The following is a 19,626-nucleotide window of genomic DNA, read 5'->3' as shown; positions in this document are numbered from 1 at the left end:
TCGCCCGCGAGCTCTACTACGTCCTACGCCCCACCCAGTCGCCCGAAAACATCGCCTCGGCCGCTTGACGATCCATAGGAGCATCCTGATCACCATGGGCGGGACGCCGCGGCGGCTACCCTGGACGGGTCATGACTGGTGAGACCCTCTACCCCCGCCTCGAGCCGCTGCTGGCCCAGATCCAGAAGCCGATCCAGTACGTCGGCGGCGAGCTCAACGCCCAGACCAAGCCGTGGGAGTCCGCGGCCGTGCACTGGGCGCTCATGTACCCCGACGCCTACGAGGTGGGGCTGCCGAACCAGGGCCTGATGATCCTGTACGAGGTGCTCAACGAGCGCCCCGACGCCCTGGCCGAGCGCACCTACGCCGTCTGGCCCGACCTCGCCGCCCTCATGCGCGAGCACGGCGTCCCGCAGTTCACCGTCGACGGCCACCGCTCGGTGCGCGACTTCGACCTGCTGGGGGTCAGCTTCGCGACGGAGCTCGGCTACACCAACCTGCTCGAGGCGCTCGACCTCGCCGGGGTCCCGCTGCATGCGGTGGACCGCGACGAGACCCACCCGGTCGTCGTCGCCGGCGGGCACGCCGCCTTCAACCCCGAGCCGGTCGCGGACTTCGTCGACTGCGCGGTCCTCGGCGACGGCGAGCAGGCCGTCGGCGACATCACCGACGTCGTCAAGGCGTGGAAGGCGCAGGGGCGCCCCGGTGGCCGCGAGGAGCTGCTCGCCCGGCTCTCCCGGGTCGACGGCGTCTACGTGCCGCGCTTCTACGCCTTCTCCTACGGGCCCGACGGCACCATCGCCGCCGTCACCCGCACCCGTGACGACGTGCCCGCCAAGGTCGGCAAGCGCACCGTCATGGACCTCGACGAGTGGCCTTACCCGAAGCAGCCGCTGGTGCCGCTGGCCGAGAGCGTGCACGAGCGGATGAGCGTGGAGATCTTCCGCGGCTGCACCCGCGGTTGCCGCTTCTGCCAGGCCGGGATGATCACCCGCCCGGTGCGCGAGCGGACGATCACCGGCATCGGCTCGATGGTCGAGCAGGGGCTGAAGGCGACCGGGTACGAGGAGGTCGGGCTCCTCAGCCTCTCCAGCGCCGACCACTCCGAGATCGGCCAGGTCGCCAAGCAGCTCGCCGACCGCTACGAGGGCACCAACACCAGCCTCAGCCTGCCCAGCACCCGGGTCGACGCCTTCAACGTCACCCTGGCCAACGAGCTCTCCCGCAACGGGCGGCGCAGCGGGCTGACGTTCGCCCCCGAGGGCGGCAGCGAGCGCATCCGCCGGGTCATCAACAAGACGGTGTCCAAGGAGGACCTCGTCCGCACGGTGACGACGGCGTACGCCAACGGCTGGACGCAGGTGAAGCTCTACTTCATGTGCGGGCTGCCGACCGAGACCGACGAGGACGTGCTCGAGATCGCCGAGCTCGCGGTCGAGGTCATCCGCGCCGGCCGGGAGGCCAGCGGGCGCAAGGACATCCGCTGCACCGTCTCCATCGGTGGCTTCGTGCCCAAGCCGCACACGCCCTTCCAGTGGGCGGCCCAGGCCAGCGCCGACACCATCGACTCCCGGCTCAGGCTCCTCCGGCAGGCCATCAACAGCGATCGCCGCATCGGCCGCTCCATCGGCCTGCGCTACCACGACGGCAAGCCCGGCGTGATCGAGGGCCTGCTCTCCCGCGGTGACCGCCGGGTCGGCCGCGTCATCGAGCGGGTGTGGCGCGAGGGCGGGAAGTTCGACGGCTGGAGCGAGCACTTCTCCTTCGAGCGTTGGACGCAGGCCGCGGCCGAGGAGCTCCCGGCGTTCGGCGTGGACCTGGACTGGTTCACCACGCGCGAGCGGACCGAGCAGGAGATCCTGCCCTGGGACCACCTGGACTCCGGTCTGGACAAGGAGTGGCTCTGGGAGGACTGGCAGGAGGCGCTCTCCGAGGAGGAGGTCGCCGACTGCCGGTGGACTCCCTGCTACGACTGCGGCGTCTGCCCCACCATGGGCACCGATATCCAGATCGGGCCGACGGGGCGCAGCCTGCTGCCGCTCACCGTCGTCTGAGCGGGGAGACGACATGGCCCGCCAGCCCGACGGCCCACCGCCGCCGCCGACCGTCCAGAAGCTCCGCATCCGCTACGCCAAGCGGGGCCGGCTCCGCTTCGCCTCGCACCGCGACCTGGCCCGTGCCCTCGAGCGGGCGCTGCGCCGGGCGCGGGTGCCGATGGCGTTCTCCGCCGGTTTCAGCCCGCACCCGAAGATCTCCTACCTCGGTGCCGCGCCCACGGGCTCGGCCAGCGAGGCGGAGTACGTGGAGATCGGGCTCGCCGAGCGGTGCGACCCCGAGGCGGTGCGGGCCGCGCTGGACGCCGCGCTGCCCGAGGACATCGCCGTCCTGGAATGCGTGGAGGCGGTGCAGGGGACCGGCTCGCTGGCCGACCGGATCGACACCTCCGTCTGGCGGGTGGAGCTGCCCGGCGTGCGGCTGGAGGAGCTCGCCCCGGCGGTGGAGAAGTTCCTGGCGGCCGACGTGGTCACCGTCGCCAAGCGGACCAAGAACGGCCTCAAGGACGTCGACGCCCGCCCCGCCGTCGCCAGCGCTTCGGCGGCGGAGGAGGCAGGTTGTGCCATACTGCACATGGTCGTCCGGCAGGTGACGCCCGCTGTACGACCCGACGACGTGTTGGCCGCCCTGGCTGCCGTCGCCGACCTGCGCCCGCCGTTGCCCCCCCGGGCCGTGCGTGAGGCGCAGGGCCGGCTCGACGACACCGGGACCGTGGCCGATCCGCTCGGTCCTGACCGTGCGGCGCGCACCCGCTGCCAGGGGGAGCACGCGACGGTCTGACCGGCGGACGCCCGGAGACCGCGCGCTGTCGAGCGGCACGGCTGCCAGACGTGACGCGCCCGTCCCGGGCCAGCCCGGCCCGGACGCCCAGACCACCGCAGGACCTGCACCACCGCCCCCGGCGTCACCGCGGGACGGGCACCACCGCACACCGGCTCCCTGCCGCGGCAACCGTCGCGCGGGAGCCGCCCACAGACTTCGCAGGGCGAGTTCGTCCGCCACACCCCCGCGGCGGCCCGCCCCGCCCAACCCCGTGCTCCTGCGCGGCCGCCAGTCCTCACCGATCGGCGCCCGGGAGCAGCACAGGAGGCGAGAGCCCTCGTGGCTGACACCGACCACCCGACCACCGACACCGACGAGACCACGGACGCCGCCGTCCCGCCGGGCACACCGCAGCCCGCCGAGGCCGAGGCCACCGGCGTCCCGGCGGCCCCCGAGGAGGGGGCGGCGGAGACCGACGCCGACGAGGACGACGAGGCGACGCCGGAGGCCGAGGACGCGGCCGAGGAACCCGAGCCCGAGCCGGCCGGCCCGCGGTTCGGCGCCCAGTTCAGCTCCCCGGAGCCGACCGCGGTCGTCGCCCGCCCCCGCCGCCGGGCCACCCGCCCGGCCGGTGCGGCCGCACCCGACCCCGAGCCGGTCGAGCCCGCGCGCCCGGTCGCCGCGGCGGCGATCCCGGCGTTCGTGAGCTTCGTGGCGCCGCCCGACGACGCGCCCCCGGCGCCCCGCCGGCGTAGCCGCCGCCCCGCCGAGTCGCCCGAGCCCGACGTCTCCGAGGGCACCGCCGAGGAGCGGGACCGCGACGAGGCACCCGCCGAGGAGGCGCCGCGCTCCCGCCGCAGCCGTTCGCGCCGCCGCGCCGCCGAGGAGCAGCCGGAGCGGGCCGAGGCCGAGACCGACGACGAGCAGGCCGGGGACGCCGACGACCGCGACGACTCCGGCGAGGACCGCGACGAGGGTGGCTCGGCGGCGAGCCGTCGACGCCGGCGTGGCCGACGCGGCCGCGGCCGCGGCCGCAGCGGTGAGGACTCCGCGGACTCCGACGACGACACCGCCGACGAGCGCCCGCAGACCGACGACGCCGAGGACGAGGACACGTCCGGCGACGCGGGCGAAGGCGACGAGGACGACAACGACGACGAGGGCTCGACCGGCTCGGGTACCCGCCGGCGGCGCCGTCGCCGCCGTCGGGGCAGCAGTTCCGGCGCCGACGACAGCGGCGAGGACACCGACGACGACGACGACCGCCCCGAGCGGGCCGGCCGCAACGGCCGCACGACGAGCGACGACGACGTCCGCGGCATCACCGGCTCCACCCGGCTGGAGGCCAAGCGCCAGCGCCGCCGGGACGGCCGCGACACCGGCCGCCGCCGCCAGCCGATCCTCACCGAGGCCGAGTTCCTGGCCCGGCGCGAGGCGGTCGACCGCACGATGGTCATCCGCCAGCGCGGCGAGCGGACGCAGATCGCCGTCCTCGAGGACGACGTGCTGGTCGAGCACTACGTCACCCAGGCCTCGGCGACGTCGTTCGCGGGCAACGTCTACCTGGGCCGGGTGCAGAACGTGCTCTCCAGCATGGAGGCGGCGTTCGTCGACATCGGCAAGGGCCGCAACGCCGTCGTCTACGCCGGTGAGGTCAACTGGGACGCCGCCGGGCTCTCGGGCAAGCAGCGCTCGATCGAGCAGGCGTTCAAGTCCGGCGACAAGATCCTGGTCCAGGTCACCAAGGACCCGATCGGGCACAAGGGCGCCCGGCTGACCCAGCAGATCAACCTGCCCGGCCGGTTCCTGGTCTACGTGCCCGGTGGCTCGATGACCGGCATCAGCCGCAAGCTGCCCGACACCGAGCGGCAGCGGCTGAAGGACATCCTGAAGAAGATCGTCCCCGAGGACGCCGGCGTCATCATCCGGACCGCCGCGGAGGGTGCCTCGGAGGAGGAGCTCACCCGCGACGTCAACCGGCTCAAGGCGCAGTGGGACGTCATCAAGCAGAAGTCGGAGTCGACGTCGAACGCGCCGACGCTGCTCTACGGCGAGCCGGACCTCGCGATCCGGGTCATCCGCGACGTCTTCAACGAGGACTTCAAGGAGCTCGTGGTCCAGGGCGACGACGCCTGGGACACCGTCGAGGCCTACGTCGCGCACGTCTCGCCCGAGCTCACCGAGCGGCTCACCCGCTACACCGGCGAGGGCGACGTCTTCCGCGACCTGCGGATCGACGAGCAGCTCACCAAGGCGCTGGACCGCAAGGTCTGGCTGCCGTCGGGCGGCTCGCTGGTGATCGACCGGACCGAGGCGATGACCGTCGTCGACGTCAACACCGGGAAGTTCACCGGCTCGGGCGGCAACCTCGAGCAGACGGTGACGCGCAACAACATGGAGGCGGCCGAGGAGATCGTCCGCCAGCTCCGGCTGCGCGACATCGGCGGCATCATCGTCATCGACTTCATCGACATGGTGCTCGAGAGCAACCGCGACCTCGTGCTGCGGCGGCTGACCGAGTGCCTCGGTCGCGACCGCACCAAGCACCAGGTCGCCGAGGTGACCTCCCTGGGCCTGGTCCAGATGACCCGCAAGCGGGTGGGCCAGGGGCTGCTGGAGGTCTTCTCCGAGGCGTGCGAGCACTGCCGCGGCCGCGGGATCGTCGTCAGCACCGATCCGGTGGACGAGAGGCGCCGGGGCGGCGGCTCGGGCGGCAACGGCTCCGGCGGGAAGGACGCCGCGAAGGACTCCGGCGGCGGCAAGGACTCCGGTGGCGGGCGCAACCGCGGCAACGGCGGTGGCGGCAAGGAGACCTCGGGCAAGGAGACGCCCGCCAAGGAGGTCCCCGCCGCCAAGGAGGTCGAGGAGACTGCTCAGCCGGTCGCCGCCGAGACGCCCGCCGGTGACGGCGAGGCGGCCGAGGGCGGCCGCAGCGGCGGCCGCCGCAGTCGGGGCCGCCGCAACCGCGGGCAGTCGGGGGAGGAACGCGCGGCCGAGGACGCCGCCGTGCTCGCCGGCACCAGTGCCGACGACGGGACGCCGGCCGGCGAGCCCGTCGCCGACGGCTCCGCCGAGACGGTCGAGGAGGTCGACCCCGTGGCGCCCGCGCCCGAGGCGGCCGACGCCCCGGTGACGACGATCCCGCCGATGCCGGGGACGGCCCCCGTGGCGGTGCCCGCCGCCGAGGCGGCGACGGGAGCCGACGACGTCCTCCCGGCCGGTGAGGTCGCCGCCGTGGAGGCCCCGGAGCAGGACGCGGTGCCGATCACCCCGGCCACGACGGCCGCCGACGTCGTCCCCGGCGGGGTGGCGCACGCCGCCGACGCCGGTGCGCAGGTGAAGGACGCCCCGCCGGCCCACGACGTCCCGCAGACGCGTGACGCCCCGCCGGCCTCGGAGACGCAGGCCTCCGGGAACGGCGAGGCACCTGCCGCGGCTCCCCGGCCGCGGCGCCGCCGGGCGGCCAGCCGGCCGGCCGGCCCCCCGGTCAGCTAGGTCCCGGACCGGCATCCCGCGGATCGGCGGCCCCCGAGCGGGGGCGCCGATCCGGGGGAACGGGGTCAGCAGGGCCACAACCAGGGTGCGTCGACCGCCCCGGGACGGCTCGGGTACGCTGGACGGGTTGCTGCGCCACCGCGCAGGCGCCTCCGGGCGCCGCCGGGACGGCGTGCGCAGCCCGTCCAAGCACCCGGCGCCCCCCGGTCGTGCGCGCCGGACACAGAGCTCGACGTGAGAAACGCGAACAGGAGTCAGTGGTGTACGCAGTGGTGAAGGCTGGCGGGAGCCAGCACAAGGTGGCCGTGGGCGACACGTTCACGATCAACCGTCTCGCCGGTGAGGCTGGCGACACCGTCACCCTGCCGGCCATCCTCCTGGTCGACGGCGACACCGTCACCAGCGACGCGACGGTCCTGGCGAAGGTGACCGTGACGGGTGAGATCCTCGCCCACGGCAAGGGTCCCAAGATCCACATCCACAAGTTCAAGAACAAGACCGGCTACCACAAGCGTCAGGGGCACCGTCAGCGCCTCACCGACGTCGTGGTCCGCGACATCACGAAGGGCTGACGCCGACATGGCACACAAGAAGGGCGCCTCGTCCTCCCGGAACGGCCGCGACTCGAACGCCCAGCGCCTCGGCGTGAAGCGCTTCGGCGGCCAGGTCGTCAAGGCCGGCGAGATCATCGTCCGCCAGCGCGGCACCCACTTCCACCCGGGCCTGGGTGTCGGCCGCGGCGGCGACGACACGCTGTTCGCGCTCGCGCCGGGCGCGGTCACCTTCGGCACGCGGCGGGGACGCAAGACCGTCTCCATCACCGCGGTCGAGGCCTGAAGAAGGACCCCGTCCTCCCCACCCTTCGCACGCTCAGGGCGGGACCCGGGACGGGGCCGTTCCATCACGTTCCTTTCGCGACGAGCGCACGGGCCGACCGGTCCGTGCGCTCGTGGCGCTTGTCAGCTAGCTAGGAGGCGGCGGGCATGGCCGCTTTCGTCGACCGGGTGACGATCCACGTCGCCGCCGGCAACGGTGGGCACGGCGTGTCGTCGGTGCACCGCGAGAAGTTCAAGCCGCTCGGCGGGCCCGACGGGGGCAACGGCGGGGACGGCGGCGACGTCGTCCTCGAGGTCGATCCCAGCGTGCACACGCTGCTGGACTTCCACCACCGCCCCCACCAGAAGGCGGCCAACGGTCGTCCCGGCGCGGGCAGCAACCGGCACGGCGCGCGCGGCGAGGAGCGGGTGCTCCGCGTCCCCGAGGGCACGGTCGTGAGCACGCCCGACGGCCGGCAGATCGCCGACCTGGTCGGCGCCGGCACCCGCGTGGTGCTGGCCCACGGCGGCAAGGGCGGGCTGGGCAACGCCGCGCTCGCCAACAACCGCCGCAAGGCGCCCGGATTCGCGCTGCTGGGTGAGCCGGGCGAGACGTTCGACGCGGTGCTGGAGCTCAAGAGCATCGCCGACGTCGGCCTGGTCGGGTATCCGTCGGCCGGCAAGTCCTCGCTGGTCGCCGCGATGTCGGCCGCCCGGCCGAAGATCGCCGACTACCCGTTCACCACGCTGGTGCCCAACCTCGGCGTGGTCCGCTCCGGCGACACCGTCTACACGATGGCCGACGTGCCGGGCCTGATCCCCGGGGCCTCGGCCGGCAAGGGCCTGGGCCTGCAGTTCCTGCGGCACGTCGAGCGCTGCGCCGTCCTGGTGCACGTCATCGACATGGCCACCATGGAGCCCGGCCGCGACCCCGAGACCGACATCGACGCGCTGGAGCACGAACTCGCCCTGTACTCGAGTGCGGCGATCGGCGGCGACGAGCTGGACCTCGTCGGCCGGCTCCGCATCGCCGTGCTCAACAAGATCGACGTCCCCGACGGCCGGGAGCTGGTCGACCTGGTCCGCGGCACCCTGGAGGCACGCGGTCTGCAGGTGTTCCCGATCAGCGCCGTCACCGGGGAGGGGCTCGCCGCCTTCGGGTACGCGCTGGCGGCCGCCGTCGAGGAGCACCGGGCCGCGCTGCCGGCGCCCGAGCCGGTGCGGGTGACGCTGACCCCGCGGGCCGTCGACGACACCGGCTTCACCGTGGAGCGCGACCCCGACGGGGTGGGTGGGGGCGACGGTGCAGCCTTCGTGGTCCGCGGCGTGAAGCCCGAGCGGTGGGTGCGGCAGACCGACTTCAGCAACGACGAGGCCGTCGGCTACCTCGCCGACCGGCTCAACCGGCTCGGCGTCGAGGAGGAGCTGGCCAAGGCCGGTGCCCGTGAGGGCGACGCCGTCACCATCGGCGACGTCACCTTCGACTGGGCACCGACGCTGCCCGCCGGCACCCTCACCGCCGAGGAGTCCGCGGGCCTCGGCGGGCGCGGCACCGACAACCGGCTGGAGAGCAACGAGCGCATCGGGGCGTCCGAGCGGCTGGCGGCCAAGCGCGCCCGCCGGGTGCCCTTCGAGGCCACCGAGGACGGCTGGACCGACGAGGAGCTCGAGGAGCTGGCCGACGACCTGCCCGGTGGGGCCGGCGAGGGCTCCCGGTGACCCCGGCCGCCGCCCGCCCCGCGATCGCCGGGGCGGGCCGGGTCGTGGTCAAGGTCGGCTCCTCCTCGCTGACCACCCTGCCGGGTGGCCTGGACGTCGACCGCCTCACCGCGCTGGTCGACGCCCTCGCCGCCGTCCGGGCGTCGGGCCGGCAGGTCGTGCTCGTCTCCTCGGGGGCGATCGCCGCGGGGCTGGCACCGCTCGGCCTCGACGGGCGCCCCCGCGACCTGGCGACCGCGCAGGCCGCGGCCAGCGTCGGGCAGCTGCGCCTGGTGCAGACCTACGCCGACGCGTTCGCCCGGCACGGGATCACCGTCGGCCAGGTGCTGCTCACCGCCGACGACCTCACCCGCCGCAGCCACTACCGCAACGCCCGCCGGACGGTGGAGCGGCTGCTGGACCTCGGGGTGCTGCCGGTCGTCAACGAGAACGACACGGTCGCCACCGAGGAGATCCGCTTCGGCGACAACGACCGCCTCGCCGCCCTGGTGGCCCACGTCTCGCAGGCCGAGGCCCTGGTGCTGCTCTCCGACGTCGACGGGGTGTACGACGGCGACCCGCGCACCGGGCCGGCGCAGCTGGTCGACACCGTGCGCGACCCCGCGGACCTGGCCTCGGTCGTCCTCGGCTCGGCCAGCCGCAACGGCGTGGGCACCGGTGGGATGGCGACCAAGGTCGAGGCGGCGTTCATCGCCGCGCACGCCGGGGTGCCGGTCGTGGTCACCTCCACCCCGCAGGCGGCGGGCGCGCTGGACGGCGACCGCGTGGGCACCCTGTTCGCGCCGATGGGCAAGCGGCCGAGCGCCCGCCAGTTCTGGCTGCGCTACGCCAGCCGCCCCCGGGGCCGGCTGCTCCTGGACGACGGCGCGGTCGCCGCGCTCCGAGAGCGGCACGCCTCCCTGCTGGCGGCCGGCATCACCGGGGTGGCGGGGGAGTTCCTCGCCGACGACCCGGTGGAGCTGGTCGGGCCGGACGGCGTGGTGGTCGCCCGCGGGCTGGTCGCCTACGACGCGCGGGAGATGCCCCGGCTGCTCGGCCGCAAGACCGGCGACCTCCCGGCCGAGTACCGCCGCGAGGTGGTGCACCGCGACGAGATGGTGCTGGTCGGACGCCTGCGCTGAGCGCCCCGGCCCGGCTGAGAGACTGACCCGGTGACGATCCGCCCCATCCGCGAACTCGGCGACCCGGTGCTGCGCACCCCCTCGGACCCGGTCCGGGCCTTCGACGGCTGGCTGGCCGCGCTGGTCCGCGACCTGGAGGAGACCGTCGACCACCCCGGCCGGGCCGGGGTCGCGGCACCGCAGATCGGCGTCAACGTGCGCGCCTTCTCCTACAACATCGACGGCGTCATCGGGCACATGGTCAACCCGGTGATCGTCGAGCGCTCGGAGGAGGTCCAGGACGGCGACGAGGGCTGCCTGTCGGTGCCGGGGATCTGGGCGCCGACCGTGCGCGCGCTGCGCTGCGTCGCGGAGGGCTTCGACGTCGACGGCAAGCCGCTGCGGCTGGAGGGGGAGGGGCTCATGGCCCGCTGCCTGCAGCACGAGGTCGACCACCTCGACGGCAAGGTGTTCCTGGACCGGCTCACCGGTGACGCCCGGAAGGGTGCCCTGCGGGCGCTGCGCGAGCGCTGACGCGTCCCGCGGCGTTCGTCAGCGGGCGGCGGCGCAGCTCCCGCAGGTGCCGAAGACCTCGAGCTCGTGCTGCACGTCGGCGAAGCCGTGCTCGGCCGCGATCCTGGCCGCCCACCGCTCCACCGGGGGGTCGGCGACCTCCACGGTGCGCCCGCAGGAGCGGCACACCAGGTGGTGGTGGTGCACCGGCGAGCAGCGCCGGTAGGCGGCCTCGCCCTCGCCGCTGCGCAGGACGTCGACCAGGCCGTCGTCGACCAGCGCCTGCAGTGCCCGGTAGACGGTCGCCAGGCCCACCGAGTCGCCGCGCTCGCGCAGCAGGGCGTGCAGGTCCTGGGCGCTCCGGAAGCCGTCGAGCTCGTCGAGCAGCTCCAGGACGGCGGTGCGCTGGCGGGTCTGCCGGCGGACGGGGGGAGCGGTGTCGGGGGAGCTCACGATCGGCCTGCCTTTCCCTCCACCCGTGTCGGCACCGGGTGCTCGCCGTGCTCGTCGTAGTGCACGCCCGTGCCGGTCCGGTGCGGCGCGTGCAGGTGGCCGTCGTGGTCGTAGTCCACGTGGTCGTCGTGCGGGACCGGCCGATGGCCGCAGCCCTCCCCGTGCTCGTGGGGGTGGGCGGCGTGCAGGCCGACCCTACGCCGGTGCCGCCGCCGGCCCGTGGCCTCCCAGACGGCGACGGCCAGCGTGACGAGCAGGAACAGCGCGATCGCCAGCAGCACGATCGTGCCGCCCGACGGCGTGCCCGTGTAGTACGAGGCCGTGGTGCCGGCGACGCTGACCACCAGGCCGATGCCGCAGGCCAGCAGCAGCGCCTGCCGGAAGCTGCCGGCCAGCAGCTGGGCCACGGCGCTGGGCAGGATCATCAGCGCGCTGATCAGCAGCAGGCCGACCACCCGCATCGACAGCACGACCGTCGAGGCCACGAGCGCGGCGAGCACCACGTTGAGCGCCAGCACCGGCAGGCCCACCGCGCGGGCGTACTCCTCGTCGTCGCTCACCGCGTACAGCCGCTGCCCGAGCAGCCACACGACCGAGAGGATCACCACGGTGATGACGCCGAACGCCACCAGGTCGCCGGCGCTCGTCGTCGTGATCGCCCCGAACAGGTAGGCGTCGAGGTTGGTCGCCTGGCCGGGGGGCGCCAGGCTGAGCAGCACCACGCCGCCGGCGATGCCCCCGTAGAAGAGGACGGCGAGCGCCACGTCGCCGCTGGTCCGGCCGCGGGCGCGGACGAGCTCGATGAGCACCGCCCCCGCGATCGCGGCCACGAGCGCAGCACCCACCGGCGCGCTCGAGGTGAGGACGCCGACGCCCACGCCGACGAGCGCCACGTGCCCGAGCCCGTCGCCCAGCAGCGACAGCCGGCGCTGCACCAGGAAGATGCCGACCGCCGGCGCGGCCAGCCCCACCATCAGGCTGGCCAGCAGCGCCCGCTGCATGAACTCGTACTGGAGGATCTCCACGTCACTGCTCCCCGTCGCGGGCGCGCACCGGGCGGGACGACGTCCACGGCTGGTGCTGTCGGTAGGCGGTCCCCTGGTGCTCCTCCGCGTCGCCCGGGTGGTGGTGCCCGGCGTCGCCGGCGAGGGGGCCGGCCCCGGCGAGGGCCCCGTCGTAGCGGATCCGCCCGTGGTCGACGACGACGGCGCGGGTCAGGACGCCGGCGAGCGGACCCGCCTCGTGCGTGACCACCAGCAGGGTCGTCCCGCGCGCGGACACCTCGGCCAGCACCCGGGCGAGGGTCTGCTGGCTGGCGGCGTCGACCCCGGCGGTCGGCTCGTCCATGATCAGCAGCTCCGGCTCGGCGGCCAGCGCCCGGGCCACGAGCACGCGGCGCTGCTGGCCGCCCGACAGGGAGGCCACCGGATCGCACGCGCGGTCGCCGAGCCCCACCGCATCAATGGCGTCGGCCACCGCCGCCCGGTCGGCTGCCGTCGGCCGGCCGAGCAGCCCGCGCCGGGCGAGCCGGCCGACGCCGACCACCTCGCGGACGGTGGCCGGCACGGCGCCGCTCACCGTGTGCCGCTGCGGCACGTAGCCGACCCGGCCCCGCTCGCGCAGCCGCCCCACGGGCGCGCCGAGCACCGTCACCTCCCCGCCGAGCACGGAGGCCAGGCCCAGCAGGCCGCGCGCGAGGGTGGTCTTCCCCGATCCGTTGGACCCCAGGACGGCGATCGCCTCGCCGTGATGCACGGTGAGATCGACGCCCTGGACCACGGGGACGTCGCCGTAGCCGATGCTGGCGCCGCGGAGCCCGATCGCGAGATCGCGACCGGGCTCCGCCGGGTGCTGCCCGGCGAGGGTGCGGCCGGTCACGAGCAGTTCTGACCCTCCTGCAGGGTGACCAGGTTGGCGCGCATGACCTCGAGGTAGTCCCCGCCGGCCGACTCGTCGGTCAGGCCCTCGAGCGGGTCGAGGACGGCGGTCTGCACGCCGGCCTCCGCGGCCACGGTCTCGGCCACCGCCGGGTCGACGAGCGTCTCGGTGTACACGGTGGTGATGCCGCGGTCGGCCACCAGCTCGGTGATCGCGGCGAGCTGGGCGGCGCTGGGCTCCTGCGTCGGGCTGAGACCGTTGATCCCGACCACGTCCAGACCGTAGCGGTCGCCGAGGTAGCCGAAGGCGTCGTGGCCCGTCACCAGGGTGCCCACCGCGCACCCCGAGAGCGCCTCCTGCATCTCGGTGTCGAGGGCCTCCAGGTCGGCGCGCAGCGCCGCGGCGTTGCCCGCGTAGGTGTCCGCACCGTCCGGGTCCAGTTCGGTGAGCCGCTCGGCGAGCGCGTCGACGACGTCGGCCAGGCGGGTGGGGTCCAGCCAGAAGTGCGGGTCGACCGACGCGCCCTCCTCCGCGTGCTCCTCCTCGCCCTCGTGGGCGTGGTCGTCCTCCCCGGCGGTGGTCAGCGACAGGTCGGCCGCCTGCCCCGCGTCCCAGGCGGCATCGGCGGCCTCGGAGGCGACCGCCTCGTCCAGGCCGGGCTGGAAGCCCTCGACGTGGACGACCAGGTCGGCCTCGGAGATCGCGGCGACGTCCTGCGGCGTGAGCTCGAGGTCGTGCGGCTCGGCGCCGGGCGGGGTGGCCGAGGTGACCGACACGCGCTCGCCGCCGACGCGCTCGGCGGCCCACTGCAGCGGGTAGAAGCCGGCGAGCACGGACAGCTGTCCCTCGCCCGCTCCGCCGCCGGTCCCCGCGTCCCCGCACCCGGTGAGCAGCAGGCAGATGGCCGAACCGAGCACGACCGCGCTGCGGCGGATCGACGTCATGTGCATGAGAATCATTCTCGCACAGCGGTCGGCTGGGCCGGTCCCGGGTCGCGCCGGAGGACCCGTCCCGGCGCGCGCGTAAGATCTCGGTGTGTCCGACGTCTCCGGCCTGCCGCTGATCGGTGCCGCCGCGCTGCGCGCGAAGGATGCCTCCCGGGTGCTCCGCACCCTGCCGACGGACACCAAGGATGCCGCGCTGACGGCGATGGCCGAGGCGCTGGTGGAGCGCACCGACGAGATCCTGACCGCCAACGCGGCCGACGTCGCCGCGGCGCGGGCCGACGGCACGCCCGAGGCGATCGTCGACCGGCTGCGGCTGGACGCCGGCCGGGTCGCCGGGGTCGCCGAGGCGCTGCACCAGCTGGTCGCGCTGCCCGACCCGGTGGGCGACGTCGTCCGCGGCTCCCGGCTGCCGAACGGGCTGGAGCTGAAGCAGGTCCGCGTGCCGCTGGGCGTGGTGGGGATCGTCTACGAGGCCCGCCCCAACGTCACCGTCGACGCCGCGGGGCTGTGCCTGAAGAGCGGCAACGCGGCGCTGCTGCGCGGCTCGGCCTCGGCGTTCGGCACCAACACCGCGCTGCTCGCCGTCCTCGCCGAGGCGGGGGAGAAGGCGGGTCTGCCCGCCGGCTTCGTCGAGCTCCTCCCGGCCGACCGCGCATCGGTGGGGGAGTTGCTGAACGCGCGCGGCCTCGTCGACGTGGTGATCCCGCGCGGCGGCGCCTCGCTGATCCAGCGGGTCGTCCGGGAGTCGCGGGTGCCGGTGATCGAGACCGGCGAGGGCAACTGCCACGTCTACGTCGACGCCTCGGCCGACCCGGAGATCGCCGAGGCGGTCGTGCTCAACTCCAAGACCCACCGGGTGAGCGTCTGCAACAGCGCCGAGACGCTGCTGGTGCACCGGGACGTGCCGTTCCTACCGCGGCTGCTGGCCGCGCTCGCCGACGCCGGGGTCGCGCTGCACGGCGACGACGCCGCCCGCTCGGCCCACGACGGCGTCGTCCCGGCCACCGACGAGGACTGGGGCACCGAGTACCTGTCGATGGACATGGCGGTGCGGGTCGTCGACGACCTGCCCCAGGCCCTCGACCACATCGCGCGGTGGAGCACCGGCCACACCGAGGCGATCGTCGCCGACTCCGCCCGCGCCATCGCCGAGTTCACCGCCGGCGTGGACGCCGCCGCCGTGCTGGTCAACGCCTCCACCCGGTTCACCGACGGCGGCGAGTTCGGCTTCGGCGCCGAGATCGGCATCTCCACCCAGAAGCTGCACGCCCGCGGCCCGCTCGGGCTCCCGGAGCTGACCTCCACCACCTACGTCGTCACGGGGTCCGGCCACACGCGCTGACCCCGTCCCCTCTCGAGGAGCCGCATGCCCCGCCCGCCGTCGCAGTCCCCGAACTTCTCGTCGGTCGCGGACGTCAGCAAGCGGCTGTCCACCGCCGGCTACCTGCCCGACGCCCAGATCGCGACGACGGTCTTCCTCGCCGACCGCCTGGGCAAGCCGCTGCTGGTCGAGGGGCCGGCGGGCACGGGCAAGACCGAGCTGGCCAAGGCGCTGGCTGCCGCCACCGGGTCCGAGCTCATCCGGCTGCAGTGCTACGAGGGCCTGGACGAGGCCCGCGCGCTGTACGAGTGGAACTACAAGAAGCAGCTGCTGCGCATCCAGGCGTCCCAGGCCGAGGGCGGCGCGGACTGGGACACCGTCCACGACGACATCTTCGGCGAGGAGTTCCTGCTCGCCCGCCCGCTGCTCACCGCCATCCGCCGCACCGAGCCGACCGTGCTGCTCATCGACGAGACCGACAAGGCCGACGTCGAGGTCGAGGGCCTGCTCCTGGAGGTGCTCAGCGACTTCCAGGTCACCATCCCCGAGCTCGGCACCGTCACCGCGACCCGCCGGCCGACCGTCGTCCTCACCTCCAACGCGACCCGCGAGCTGTCCGAGGCGCTCAAGCGGCGCTGCCTGTACCTGGCGCTGGACTACCCGAGCGCCGAGCGGGAGCGGGAGATCGTGCTCTCCCGCGTGCCCGACCTCGCCTCGGGGCTGGCCGACCAGCTGGTCGCGACGGTGCGGGCGCTGCGGGGGCTGGAGTTGAAGAAGTCGCCGTCGATCTCGGAGACCCTCGACTGGGCGCAGACCCTGCTGGAGCTCGGGCTGGACACCCTCGACGAGCCGGCGATGGCCGCGACGCTGGGCGTGGTGCTCAAGCACGCCAGCGACCAGACCCGGGCCGCGGCCGAGCTGCGGCTGAACTGATGGACGCTGCTCCGCAGGGGAACCGGACACACCTCCGGTGTGTGTTCTGATGGCCCCTGCTCCGCAGGGGAACCGGACGGAGACAGGCGGGCTCGCCGGGCACCTGGACGGCTTCGTGCGGGCGGTCCGCGAGGCCGGCATCCCGGTCGGCATCAGCCAGGCCGTCGACGCCGCGGAGATCCTCACCGTCGTGGACCTCCTCGACCGCGAGCAGCTGCGCCACGGGCTGGCCGCCGTGCTGCTCCAGCGGGCGGCCCAGCGCCCCACCTACGACGTCCTGTTCGACCTGTGGTGGCCGCTGGGCGACCGGCCGGCGCCCGACGCCGCGGACGGCGAGGAGCCGGGCGAGGCGGGGGAGTCCACGCTCGACGTGCCGGACGACGCCGCGCTGGCCGGGCTCATGCGCGCCGAGCTGCTGCGGCTGCTGACCGACGGCGATCCCGAGGCCCTGCGCCGGTTCGCGCGGGACGCCGTGGACCAGCTGGGCCAGGGGCAGCCGACGCCCTCGGGGCAGTCCTACTTCAGCTACCGGGTGATGCGGGCGCTCTCGCCGGACACCCTCGTGGCCCAGCTGCTCGCCGGGCTGCTCGGCGACGGCGGGCGCGGCGGGCTGGCCGAGCAGGTCGCGCGGCAGACGGTGCGCGACCGGCTGGCGGCCTTCCGGACGGCGGTCGAGGCCGAGGTTCGCCGGCGCACGGCGGCGGAGAAGGGGCGCGACCGCGTGGCGAAGAACGCCGTCCGCCCGCTCGCCGACCAGGTGGACTTCCTGCGCGCCCAGTCGGCCGACCTCGCCGAGCTGCGGCGGTCGGTGGCCCCGCTGGCCCGCCGGCTCGCCGTCCGGCTCTCGGCCCGCCGGAAGATGGGGCGCCAGGGCCGGCTGGACTTCCGCAAGACCGTGCGCGCCTCGCTGGGCACCGGGGGCGTCCCCGTCGTCACCCACCACCGGCCGCGGAAGGTGCACAAGCCCGAGCTGGTCGTGCTCTGCGACGTCAGCGGCTCGGTGGCCGGCTTCAGCCACTTCACGCTGATGCTCACCCAGGCGCTGCGCGAGCACTTCACCGGCGTGCGGGCGTTCGCCTTCGTCGACTCCACCGACGAGGTGACCCGGTTCTTCAGCCCGGGGGTCGACGTCGCCGACGCGATCGCGCGGATCGGCCGGGAGGCGCAGGTCGTGGGCTTCGACGGGCACAGCGACTACGGCACCGCGTTCGACGTGTTCGCCGACCGCTGGGCGTCGGCGGTGGGGCCGAAGACGTCGCTGCTGGTGCTCGGCGACGGGCGCACCAACTACCGGCAGCCCGGGGTCCCGGTGCTGGCGGGCCTGGTGGGCAAGGCCCGCTCGGCGCACTGGCTGAACCCCGAGCCGCGCCGGCTGTGGGGCAGCGGCGATTCCGCGGCCGAGCGGTACGGCGAGGTCATCGACATGGTCGAGTGCCGCAACGCCGCGCAGCTTGCCGACTTCGTCACCACGCTCTGATCTCTCGACGTGCCGGCACGTCGAGAGATCGCGAGAGCGACCTGTCACCGCGCCGACGTGCCGACGTGCCGACGTGCCGACGTGTCGCCGGGCCGAACGGGCGACCTGTCGCCGTGTCGCCGTGTCGACGTGTCGACGTGTCGACGTGGCGGCAGCCGGCCGGTCCGCGCGGGGCCGGTCCTCCCAGCGCCGCCCGGCGAGGCACGGATACGCTCGGCCGGTGGCGGGGCGACGAGTCGGCGTGATGGGTGGGACCTTCGATCCCATCCACCACGGGCACCTGGTCGCCGCCAGCGAGGTGGCCGGGCTGTTCGGGCTCGACGAGGTCGTGTTCGTGCCCACCGGCGAGCCGTGGCAGAAGAGCGACCAGCAGGTCAGCCCGGCCGAGGACCGCTACCTCATGACCGTGATCGCGACCGCGTCCAACCCGCGGTTCTCCGTGAGCCGGGTCGACATCGACCGGGGCGGTCCCACGTACACCTTCGACACCCTCACCGACCTCCAGGCCCAGCGCCCGGGGGCGGAGCTGTTCTTCATCACCGGCGCCGACGCCCTGGCCCAGATCATGACGTGGCGCGACGGCGCCCGGTGCTTCGACCTGGCCCACTTCATCGGCGTGACGCGGCCGGGGTACACGCTGGCCGACAGCCACCTGCCCGAGGGCGGGGTCAGCCTCGTGGAGATCCCCGCGCTCGCGATCAGCTCCAGCGATTGCCGCGATCGCGTGGGCCGCGGGATGCCGGTCTGGTACCTCGTGCCCGACGGCGTCGTCCAGTACATCGAGAAGCGCGGCCTCTACCGGAGCACCACGCGGCGTCCGGCCGCAGGGCCCGCCCGCGACGGCCGCCCGGCGGGCGACCGCCCCACCTACGACCGCCCGCCGGCCGGGCCGGGGACCACCCCCGGACCGTCCGGCGCGCGCACCCCGCCCACGACGTCCCACCTCCAGGAGGTGCCCGAATGACCGCCTCGCCCGAGGCCCGGGAGACCGCGCTGCGCGCCGCCCAGGCAGCCGCGGACAAGCTGGCCACCGACGTCACCATCGTCGACGTCAGCGATCGACTCGCCATCACCGACGCGTTCGTCCTCGCCTCCGCACCCAACGAGCGGCAGGTCCATGCCATCGTCGACGAGGTCGAGGAGCGGCTCCGGGAGCACGGCGTCAAGCCGGTCCGCCGCGAGGGCGTCGCCGAGGCCCGCTGGGTGCTGCTGGACTTCGTCGACGTGGTGGTGCACGTGCAGCACGCCGAGGAGCGGGCCTACTACGCCCTCGAGCGGTTGTGGAAGGACTGCCCCGCCATCCCCTTCACCGATGCTGCCCGTCCCGCGGCCGGCACGGGTGACGCGGCAGACCCCGGCTCCCCGTCCGTCGCGGAGACGGCCGGCCAGTGACGGCCCCGGCCCTGCCCGAGCTGCCGGTGACCCGACTGGTCGTCTGGCGGCACGGGCGGACCGGGTGGAACGCGGCCGGACGGTTCCAAGGGCAGCTCGACCCGCCGCTGGACGAGGTCGGGCGGGCCCAGGCGGCTCACGCCGCGCCGCACCTCGTGACGGCCGCCGGGCTGGGGAAGCGGTCCACCGCGGTGGTCGCCAGCGACCTCGGTCGGGCGGCGGACACTGCCCGGGCCCTGACCTCGCTGCTGGACGTGCCGCTGCAGCTGGACCCCCGACTGCGCGAGCACGACATGGGCTCCTGGCAGGGCCTGACCAGGGACGAGGTCGCCGACCGGTACCCCGACCAGTACGCGGACTGGCTGGCCGGGCGCCCGGTGCGCGGCCGCGGCGGTGAGGAGGCCCCGGCGGTCGTCGCCCGGGTGCTGGCCGCGCTCGCTGACCTGCCGCAGGCCGACGTGGCCGTGGTGGTGACCCACGGTGGTACCAGCGGCCGGATGATCGAGACGCTGCTGGAGCTGGGCCCCGACCACCGGCGGGTGTTCGGGCCCCTGGGCAACTGCGCGTGGAGCGAGCTGGCCCGGCAGAGCGACCGGTGGCGGCTGCTGCGGCACAACGTATCGGCCGGTCCGCTCCCCGAGGGGCTGGCCGCACCCGGCCCGGAGCGGCTCCGCGCCGACCCCGAACAGGGCGCTCCCGGCGCGGCCGGTGACCGGCCGGGCGACGGTCCGGCCCAGGACGCCGACGCGGTCGGCTGACCGGCCGG

Annotated in this window: 18 protein-coding genes; 14 read left to right on the top strand and 4 right to left on the bottom strand. The window is 74.8% G+C overall.

From position 1 onward, the window contains the following. Window positions 1-131 precede the first annotated feature (131 nt). The 8 genes from BMW62_RS16660 to BMW62_RS16625 all read left to right on the top strand — a co-directional run bounded on the left by BMW62_RS16660 (window position 132) and on the right by BMW62_RS16625 (window position 10,480). A complete protein-coding gene (locus tag BMW62_RS16660) occupies window positions 132-2,054 on the top strand; it encodes a TIGR03960 family B12-binding radical SAM protein (protein WP_091933075.1) in 1,923 nt (640 codons plus the stop codon). A 13-nt stretch (window positions 2,055-2,067) separates the two neighbouring features. Continuing rightward, on the top strand, window positions 2,068-2,835 hold the full coding sequence (locus BMW62_RS16655; protein ID WP_091933072.1) for a TIGR03936 family radical SAM-associated protein: 768 nt from the start codon (window positions 2,068-2,070) through the stop codon (window positions 2,833-2,835). Window positions 2,836-3,156: 321 nt separating this feature from the next. Beyond that, window positions 3,157-6,312 carry an Rne/Rng family ribonuclease gene (locus BMW62_RS23525; RefSeq protein WP_091933069.1) on the top strand — a complete coding sequence of 1,052 codons (3,156 nt, stop codon included), beginning with the start codon at window positions 3,157-3,159 and terminating at the stop codon, window positions 6,310-6,312. 260 nt (window positions 6,313-6,572) lie between these two features. After that, the gene (gene rplU / locus BMW62_RS16645) at window positions 6,573-6,884 is read left to right on the top strand and encodes a 50S ribosomal protein L21 (protein ID WP_091933067.1); all 312 of its coding nucleotides are present in this window, start codon (window positions 6,573-6,575) and stop codon (window positions 6,882-6,884) included. Window positions 6,885-6,891: 7 nt separating this feature from the next. Next, complete coding sequence (rpmA, locus tag BMW62_RS16640) at window positions 6,892-7,149, top strand: 50S ribosomal protein L27 (protein ID WP_091933064.1); 258 nt, start codon at window positions 6,892-6,894, stop codon at window positions 7,147-7,149. Between the two features lie 146 nt (window positions 7,150-7,295). Next, a complete protein-coding gene (gene obgE, locus BMW62_RS16635; protein WP_091933062.1) occupies window positions 7,296-8,846 on the top strand; it encodes a GTPase ObgE in 1,551 nt (516 codons plus the stop codon). Continuing rightward, a complete protein-coding gene (proB, locus tag BMW62_RS16630; protein ID WP_170852435.1) occupies window positions 8,843-9,967 on the top strand; it encodes a glutamate 5-kinase in 1,125 nt (374 codons plus the stop codon). Before obgE ends, proB begins: the two co-directional genes overlap by 4 nt. A 30-nt stretch (window positions 9,968-9,997) precedes the next feature. Further along, a complete protein-coding gene (locus BMW62_RS16625; RefSeq protein WP_091933059.1) occupies window positions 9,998-10,480 on the top strand; it encodes a peptide deformylase in 483 nt (160 codons plus the stop codon). An 18-nt stretch (window positions 10,481-10,498) separates the two neighbouring features. On the opposite strand, the gene BMW62_RS16620 is transcribed toward BMW62_RS16625, so the two are convergent. The 4 genes from BMW62_RS16620 to BMW62_RS16605 are packed head-to-tail and all read right to left on the bottom strand — an operon-like array spanning window position 10,499 to window position 13,734. Further along, entirely contained in the window at window positions 10,499-10,912 is a 414-nt protein-coding gene (locus BMW62_RS16620) for a Fur family transcriptional regulator (RefSeq protein ID WP_091933057.1), read from the bottom strand. After that, a complete protein-coding gene (locus tag BMW62_RS16615; protein WP_091933054.1) occupies window positions 10,909-11,937 on the bottom strand; it encodes a metal ABC transporter permease in 1,029 nt (342 codons plus the stop codon). Before BMW62_RS16615 ends, BMW62_RS16620 begins: the two co-directional genes overlap by 4 nt. A gap of 1 nt (window position 11,938) precedes the next feature. Next, a complete protein-coding gene (locus tag BMW62_RS16610) occupies window positions 11,939-12,790 on the bottom strand; it encodes a metal ABC transporter ATP-binding protein (protein ID WP_244524100.1) in 852 nt (283 codons plus the stop codon). Further along, entirely contained in the window at window positions 12,787-13,734 is a 948-nt protein-coding gene (locus BMW62_RS16605) for a metal ABC transporter substrate-binding protein (RefSeq protein WP_244524099.1), read from the bottom strand. The genes BMW62_RS16610 and BMW62_RS16605 overlap by 4 nt, the downstream gene beginning before the upstream one ends. A gap of 91 nt (window positions 13,735-13,825) precedes the next feature. On the opposite strand from BMW62_RS16605, the gene BMW62_RS16600 reads away from it, so the two are divergent. The 6 genes from BMW62_RS16600 to BMW62_RS16575 all read left to right on the top strand — a co-directional run bounded on the left by BMW62_RS16600 (window position 13,826) and on the right by BMW62_RS16575 (window position 19,618). Then, on the top strand, window positions 13,826-15,079 hold the full coding sequence (locus BMW62_RS16600; RefSeq protein WP_091933049.1) for a glutamate-5-semialdehyde dehydrogenase: 1,254 nt from the start codon (window positions 13,826-13,828) through the stop codon (window positions 15,077-15,079). Between the two features lie 24 nt (window positions 15,080-15,103). Next, entirely contained in the window at window positions 15,104-15,991 is an 888-nt protein-coding gene (locus BMW62_RS16595) for an AAA family ATPase (protein WP_091933046.1), read from the top strand. Window positions 15,992-16,040: 49 nt separating this feature from the next. After that, entirely contained in the window at window positions 16,041-17,468 is a 1,428-nt protein-coding gene (locus tag BMW62_RS16590) for a vWA domain-containing protein (RefSeq protein ID WP_170852434.1), read from the top strand. 220 nt (window positions 17,469-17,688) lie between these two features. After that, window positions 17,689-18,432 (top strand): nicotinate-nucleotide adenylyltransferase, encoded by a 744-nt coding sequence (gene nadD / locus BMW62_RS16585; protein ID WP_244524098.1) that lies wholly within the window; start codon window positions 17,689-17,691, stop codon window positions 18,430-18,432. Beyond that, window positions 18,429-18,860: a ribosome silencing factor gene (gene rsfS, locus BMW62_RS16580; RefSeq protein ID WP_091933043.1), complete on the top strand. Its 432-nt coding sequence runs from the start codon at window positions 18,429-18,431 to the stop codon at window positions 18,858-18,860. Before nadD ends, rsfS begins: the two co-directional genes overlap by 4 nt. Next, entirely contained in the window at window positions 18,857-19,618 is a 762-nt protein-coding gene (locus tag BMW62_RS16575) for a histidine phosphatase family protein (protein ID WP_091933041.1), read from the top strand. The genes rsfS and BMW62_RS16575 overlap by 4 nt, the downstream gene beginning before the upstream one ends. Window positions 19,619-19,626: the final 8 nt, after the last annotated feature.

Origin of the sequence: Blastococcus sp. DSM 46786, from assembly GCF_900109665.1 — a bacterium.
Classification (GTDB): domain Bacteria; phylum Actinomycetota; class Actinomycetes; order Mycobacteriales; family Geodermatophilaceae; genus Blastococcus; species Blastococcus carthaginiensis.
The sequence above is the reverse complement of the archived record's forward strand: the minus strand, read 5'-3'. Positions and strand labels throughout refer to the sequence as shown.

Coding starts and splice junctions, on each gene's coding strand:
- BMW62_RS16595 (WP_091933046.1), top strand. CDS start 15,104: ATGCCCCGCCCGCCGTCGCAGTCCCCGAACTTCTCGTCGGTCGCGGAC.
- rpmA (WP_091933064.1), top strand. CDS start 6,892: ATGGCACACAAGAAGGGCGCCTCGTCCTCCCGGAACGGCCGCGACTCG.
- BMW62_RS16590 (WP_170852434.1), top strand. CDS start 16,041: ATGGCCCCTGCTCCGCAGGGGAACCGGACGGAGACAGGCGGGCTCGCC.
- rsfS (WP_091933043.1), top strand. CDS start 18,429: ATGACCGCCTCGCCCGAGGCCCGGGAGACCGCGCTGCGCGCCGCCCAG.
- BMW62_RS16655 (WP_091933072.1), top strand. CDS start 2,068: ATGGCCCGCCAGCCCGACGGCCCACCGCCGCCGCCGACCGTCCAGAAG.
- obgE (WP_091933062.1), top strand. CDS start 7,296: ATGGCCGCTTTCGTCGACCGGGTGACGATCCACGTCGCCGCCGGCAAC.
- BMW62_RS16605 (WP_244524099.1), bottom strand. CDS start 13,734: ATGACGTCGATCCGCCGCAGCGCGGTCGTGCTCGGTTCGGCCATCTGC.
- BMW62_RS16660 (WP_091933075.1), top strand. CDS start 132: ATGACTGGTGAGACCCTCTACCCCCGCCTCGAGCCGCTGCTGGCCCAG.